We start from the raw sequence: 5,246 nt of genomic DNA on the forward strand, positions 1-5,246 counted from the left end.
GGATCGGTTCATAGATTTATCTGATGAATCTATAAAATATACCATTTCAGTATGAAGCGCGGCTGCGTACCATGGCGCCGGTCACCGCCGCGGCGCGCCTTGCCGCGCATACGCACCCGACGCTTATCATGCTCAAACGACTGCTTGCTTCCGCCGCCGCCCTGGCGGCCGCGTTCTGTATCGCCGCGCCCGCCGCCGCCCAGTGGCCGCAGGCGCGTCCCCTGACCCTGATTGTGCCGGTGAGTCCCGGCGGCAACGTGGACACGACGGCGCGCCTGAGAGCAACAAAAGTCTCCGCAGCGCATCGGGCAGGCGGTCATCGTGGACAACCTCGCCGGGGCCGGCGGCGTGCTGGGGCGTGGCGCGGGCGGCGCACGCGCCGGCAGACGGCTATACCCTGGTCATGGGTTTCGACGGCCCCATCAGCGTGGCCGGGCTGGTCAATCCGGCCGTGAAGTACGACGCCGAGAAAGACCTGGCGCCGGTGGCGCAGATAACCACCGCGCCGGTGGTGCTGCTGGCGCGTCCCGGGCTGCCGCCGGCGACGTGGCCGGCCTGATCGGGCTGGCGCGGTCGCAGCCCGGCTCGCTGACCTACGCGACCTCGGGCGTGGGCACCGTGCTGCATCTGGCGATGGAAGTCATGCAGGACCAGGCGGGCGTGAAGCTGGTCCACGTCCCGTACCGCGGCGGCGCGCAGATCACCAACGACGTGCTGGGCGGACAGGTGGACCTGGGGCTGCTGGTGACCACCAGCGCCACGCCGCTGGTCCGCCAGGGCAAGCTGCGCGCGCTGGGCGTGACCATCGGCCGCGCGCGTGCCTTCGCTGCCGGACGTGCCGGCCTTCGGCGAGACGCCGGAACTCAAGGGCTTCGAGCTCAACACCTGGACGCGTCTTCGTGCCGGCGGGCACGCCGCCCGGGGTGGTGCAGACGCTCCCGACCTGATCGCCGGCAGTATGCGCGCAGGCCGGCAACTACCTGGGCTTTCTGAGCAGCTTCGATTACCTGGCCCGGGTGTGCGAGTCCATGCGCGAGCGCCATCCCGAGGTGCCCGTGTGGGCGCAGACGCCGGGCATGGGCGAGGCCGAGCGCGCCGAGTTCCTGGCCCGTTTTACCGAGACGGGGCGCGGGGTGGGGTTTGCCGTGCTGGGCGGGGCGTTTTCCGAAGGCGTGGATCTGCCGGGCGAGCGGCTCATCGGCGCTTTCATCGCCACGCTGGGGCTGCCGCAAGTGAATGCGGTCAACGAGAACATGCGCCGCGCGCTGGACGCGCGCTACGGAGCCGACCAGGGCTACGACTACACCTATCTCTTTCCGGGTCTGCGGAAAGTGGTGCAGGCGGCCGGCCGCGTCATCCGCACGGTGGAAGACCGCGGCAGCGTGCTGCTCATCGACGACCGCTACCGGCGCGCCCGGGTCAGGCGTCTGCTGCCGTCGTGGTGGCGCGTGGAGACCAGTCCGGCTCCTGCGGGCAACGCCCGGGATCGCGGCTGAGGGCAGCCGTGCGCCGCGCAAATGCGGCCGGGTTTGCGGTAATGTCGGGGACGGCGGCCTGTCGGCCGCCATGCAGCAAACCATGCAAAGAACATTGCCGCGCCTGCCGGGCGCGCAACCAGGAGACACAAGCCATGCCCCAAGCCCAGCAACCTCCGGCCGCGCTGAACGACATCGTGGCCATGCCGGCGCACGCGCTGTCGGACGCCATCCGCCAGCGCCGGATATCATGCCGCGAGGTGATGCGGGCCTATCTGGACCATATCGACCGGGTCAACCCCAAGGTGAACGCCATCGTGGCCCGCCGCGACGAGGCCGAGCTGCTGCGCGAGCGCCTGACGAACGCGACGCGCAGCTCGCGGCCGGCCAGTGGCTGGGCTGGCTGCACGGCATGCCGCAGGCGCCCAAGGATCTGACGGCGGTGCGGGGCATGGTGACCTCCATGGGATCGCTCGTGTTCAAGGACCAGGTGCCGGCGCGCGACTCCATCATCGTGGAGCGCATGCGCCGCGCCGGGGCGATTTTCATCGGGCGCACCAACGTGCCGGAGTTCGGCCTGGGTTCGCACACCTACAACCGCGTGTACGGCACCACCCGCAATCCCTACGACCTGTCGCGCTCGGCCGGGGGCAGCAGCGGCGGGGCGGCCGCCGCGCTCGCCGCCCGCCACTGCTGCCCGTGGCGGACGGCAGCGACTTCGGCGGCTCGCTGCGCAACCCCGCGGGGTTTTGCAATGTGTATGGTTTCCGCCCCTCGGCCGGCCGGGTGCCCTCGGGGCCGGGCGGCGAGGTGTTCCTGAAGCAGCTTTCCTACGAGGGCCCCATGGGGCGGACCCCGCGCCGACGTGGCGCTGCTGCTGTCCGTGCTGGCGGGGCACGATCCCGCGCGCGCCCTTGTCGCTGTCGGAAGACCCGTCCGTGTTCCGCGAGCCGCTGGACGCCGATATGCGGGGCAGGCGCGTCGGCTGGCTGGGCGACTGGAACGGCTATCTGCCGATGGAGGACGGCATTCTGGATCTGTGCCGCGACGCGCTGGCCGGCCTGCAGGCCGCCGGCTGCGAGGTGGCGCCGCTGACCGTGCCCTTCGAGGGCGAACGCCTCTGGCGCATCTGGCTCGCGCACCGGCATCTGATGGTGGGCGGCCAGTACCGCGCGCTGTGCGACGACCCGGCCAGGCGCGAACGGGTCAAGCCCGCGCTGATCTGGGAAGTGGAGGGGCTGTCGGGCATGACGGCGCTGGACGTCTACCGCGCCGCGGAAGAGCGCAGCGCCTGGTACGAAGCCGTACTGGCGATGTTCCGCGAAGTGGACTACCTGGCCGTGCCCACGGCGCAGGTGTTTCCCTTCGACGCCGATCTGGACTGGCCCAGGGAAATCGCGGGCCGGCCCATGGATACTTACCACCGCTGGATGGAGGTGGTCACGCCCTGGACCCTGGCCGGATGTCCGGTGATCAGCGTGCCGGCCGGTTTCAACCCGGCCGGGCTGCCCATGGGCATGCAACTCATCGGGCCGCCGCGCGGCGACCTGGCCGTGCTGCGGCTGGCGCATGCCTACGAACGCCAGCGCGACTGGGTGGCGCGGCGTCCGCCGCAGGCGCTCTGGCTGGCGTAGCGCGCCGGCGCCCGCCGCCTACCAGTGCAGCTTGGTGGAGGATTTCACTTCGTGCATGGACAGGGTGGACAGCAATTCTTTCACGCCGGGCAGGGGGCGCAGCCGGTTGCGCACGAATTCCGCGTAGGCATCGAAATCGCGCGCCACGACGTGCAGCAGATAATCGTGCTCGCCCGTGGTGTTGTGGCAGGCCAGCACTTCGGGCAGGGCCTGCACGCCGGCCTCGAACGCGGCGCAGATTTTTTCGGAATGGCTTTCGAGGGAAATGCTGACGAACGCGACCACTCCCATGCCCAGCGCGCGCCGGTCCAGAATGGCCTGGTAGCCCCGGATGATGCCGGACCCTTCAAGGCGCTTGAGCCGCTTCCAGCAGGGCGACGCCGACAGCGATACGCGTTCGGCGAGTTCCGCATTACTGAGCCGCCCATCATCTTGAAGGATTTTCATGATTTTCCAATCGATCGCGTCAAGTTGATGTAACCGGGCAGTATCTTTCATGCTTTTTTTCTGCGGGGAAATAATGTTTCCTATTATCTCCGCACCGCAGTTGATTTGGAAAGGTATTTGCGCGGCAGCCACGGCACACTTGCAGGGGTTCGCAACACTGTGTCTGGCGTTGCGGCGCTATTGTTTTCAAACAGCGCCCCGCGTGCGCCGGGACGGTCGCGCCAATATTACCGGAGGCAATGCCATGAGTTATTCGAGTTATCACAAGAAAGACATTTTCGGCCGTCCGCTGCACGCGGAAACGCAAATGATGTCTTATGGGTTCGACCCTTTTCTGTCCGAGGGCGCGATCAAGCCGCCGGTTTTCCTGACGTCGACGTTCGCATTCCGTTCCGCCGAAGACGGGGCGGAATTCTTCGATCTGGTTTCCGGACGGAAACCCCTGCCGCAGGACGAGGCGGCCGGGCTGGTCTATAGCCGCTTCAATCATCCGAACCTGGAAATCGTGGAAGACCGGCTGGCGCTGCTGGACGGCTCGGAAGCGGCCGCGGTAACGTCCAGCGGCATGTCGGCCATCAGTTCGGTGCTGCTGGCTTTCCTGAAGCCGGGCGATCAGCTGGTGCAGTCGTGCCGCTGTACGGCGGCACCGAGACACTGATTTCCAAGATATTTCCGCAGTGGGGCGTGGGCTCGCACGCCATTGGCGACGGCCTGTCGGCGCAGTCCATGCGCGAGGCGCTGGAGGCCGCGGCTGCGCAGGGGCCGGTCAAGCTTTTCTATGTGGAAACGCCGGCCAATCCCACCAACGCGCTCGTCGATTTCGCGGCCATGCGGGCCGAGCTGGACGCATTCGAGTCGCGGCACGGCTACCGTCCCACCGCGGTGTGCGACAACACGCTGCTGGGGCCGATTTTCCAGAAGCCCGCCGCGCATGGCGCCGACCTCTGCGTGTATTCGCTCACCAAGTACGTCGGCGGCCATAGCGACCTGGTGGCCGGGGCGGTCACGGGCAGCGCTGCGCGGGTCAGGCAGGTGAAGGCGATACGCAGCGCTTTCGGTTCGCAGCTGGATCCGCATTCCTGCTGGATGATCACGCGCTCCATGGAAACCGTGGTGCTGCGCATGAAGCAGGCGGCGCGCACCGCCAGCAAGGTGGCGCAATGGCTGGCGGGCAACCCGCACGAGCCCGTGCGCCTCTACCATCCGGAGCACGCGTCCGACGCCGCCTATCGCGAGGTGTACAAGCGCCAGTGCGCCGGGCCGGGCTCCACCTTCGCCTTCGAGCTGGAAGGGGGCAGGGCGCGGGCGTTCCGCTTCATCAATGCGCTGCGGCTGTTCAAGTCCGCGGTGAGCCTGGGCGGCACCGAATCGCTGATCTGTCATCCCGCGTCCACCACGCATTCGGGCGTGCCGGCCGCCGAACGCGAGGCGGCCGGCGTGTCCGAAGGGCTGGTGCGCGTGTCCATCGGGCTGGAGCACGAGGAAGACCTGATCGCGGACATGGAGCACGCGCTGGCGGCCCGGTTAGCAGGGCGCAGCCCATCCGGCGCGGGCCGCGAGCGCCGGGCCGCCGCTCAGGCGCGGCGGCCGTTCAGCATTACCAGCGCGCCCGCCGCCAGCAGCAGGAGGGCGGCCGCGGCCATGACGGCCGCGAAACCCGTATCGAACGCCGCGCGGGCCGTGGCGGCCA

2 protein-coding genes and 4 pseudogenes are annotated in these 5,246 nt (G+C 68.5%); 5 read left to right on the forward strand and 1 reads right to left on the reverse strand.

What is annotated here, in order from left to right:
• The first annotated feature begins 358 nt into the window (after window positions 1-358).
• The 4 genes and pseudogenes from AD428_RS29965 (at window position 359) to AD428_RS22345 (ending at window position 3,109) form a co-directional block, all read left to right on the forward strand.
• The gene (locus AD428_RS29965; RefSeq protein WP_432205852.1) at window positions 359-559 is read left to right on the forward strand and encodes a tripartite tricarboxylate transporter substrate-binding protein; all 201 of its coding nucleotides are present in this window, start codon (window positions 359-361) and stop codon (window positions 557-559) included.
• Window positions 547-747: pseudogene (locus AD428_RS29970) on the forward strand (tripartite tricarboxylate transporter substrate-binding protein); the annotation flags it as partial. The gene AD428_RS29965 and the pseudogene AD428_RS29970, both read left to right, overlap by 13 nt.
• Window positions 748-954: 207 nt before the next feature.
• Window positions 955-1,496 (forward strand): annotated as a pseudogene (locus tag AD428_RS25700) (helicase C-terminal domain-containing protein); the annotation flags it as partial.
• A 134-nt stretch (window positions 1,497-1,630) separates the two neighbouring features.
• Window positions 1,631-3,109, forward strand: a pseudogene (locus AD428_RS22345) (amidase).
• An 18-nt stretch (window positions 3,110-3,127) separates the two neighbouring features.
• Here AD428_RS22345 and AD428_RS22350 read toward each other — a convergent pair.
• The gene (locus AD428_RS22350; protein WP_082308554.1) at window positions 3,128-3,607 is read right to left on the reverse strand and encodes an Lrp/AsnC family transcriptional regulator; all 480 of its coding nucleotides are present in this window, start codon (window positions 3,605-3,607) and stop codon (window positions 3,128-3,130) included.
• Window positions 3,608-3,800: 193 nt separating this feature from the next.
• On the opposite strand from AD428_RS22350, the pseudogene AD428_RS22355 reads away from it, so the two are divergent.
• Window positions 3,801-5,068, forward strand: a pseudogene (locus AD428_RS22355) (cystathionine gamma-synthase family protein); the annotation flags it as partial.
• Between the last annotated feature and the right edge of the window lie 178 nt (window positions 5,069-5,246).

The sequence above is a fragment of the Achromobacter sp. DMS1 genome (assembly GCF_001270295.1).

Excerpts from the sequence above, each read along its gene's own strand:
- AD428_RS22350 (WP_082308554.1), bottom strand. The coding sequence starts at position 3,607 with ATGAAAGATACTGCCCGGTTACATCAACTTGACGCGATCGATTGGAAA.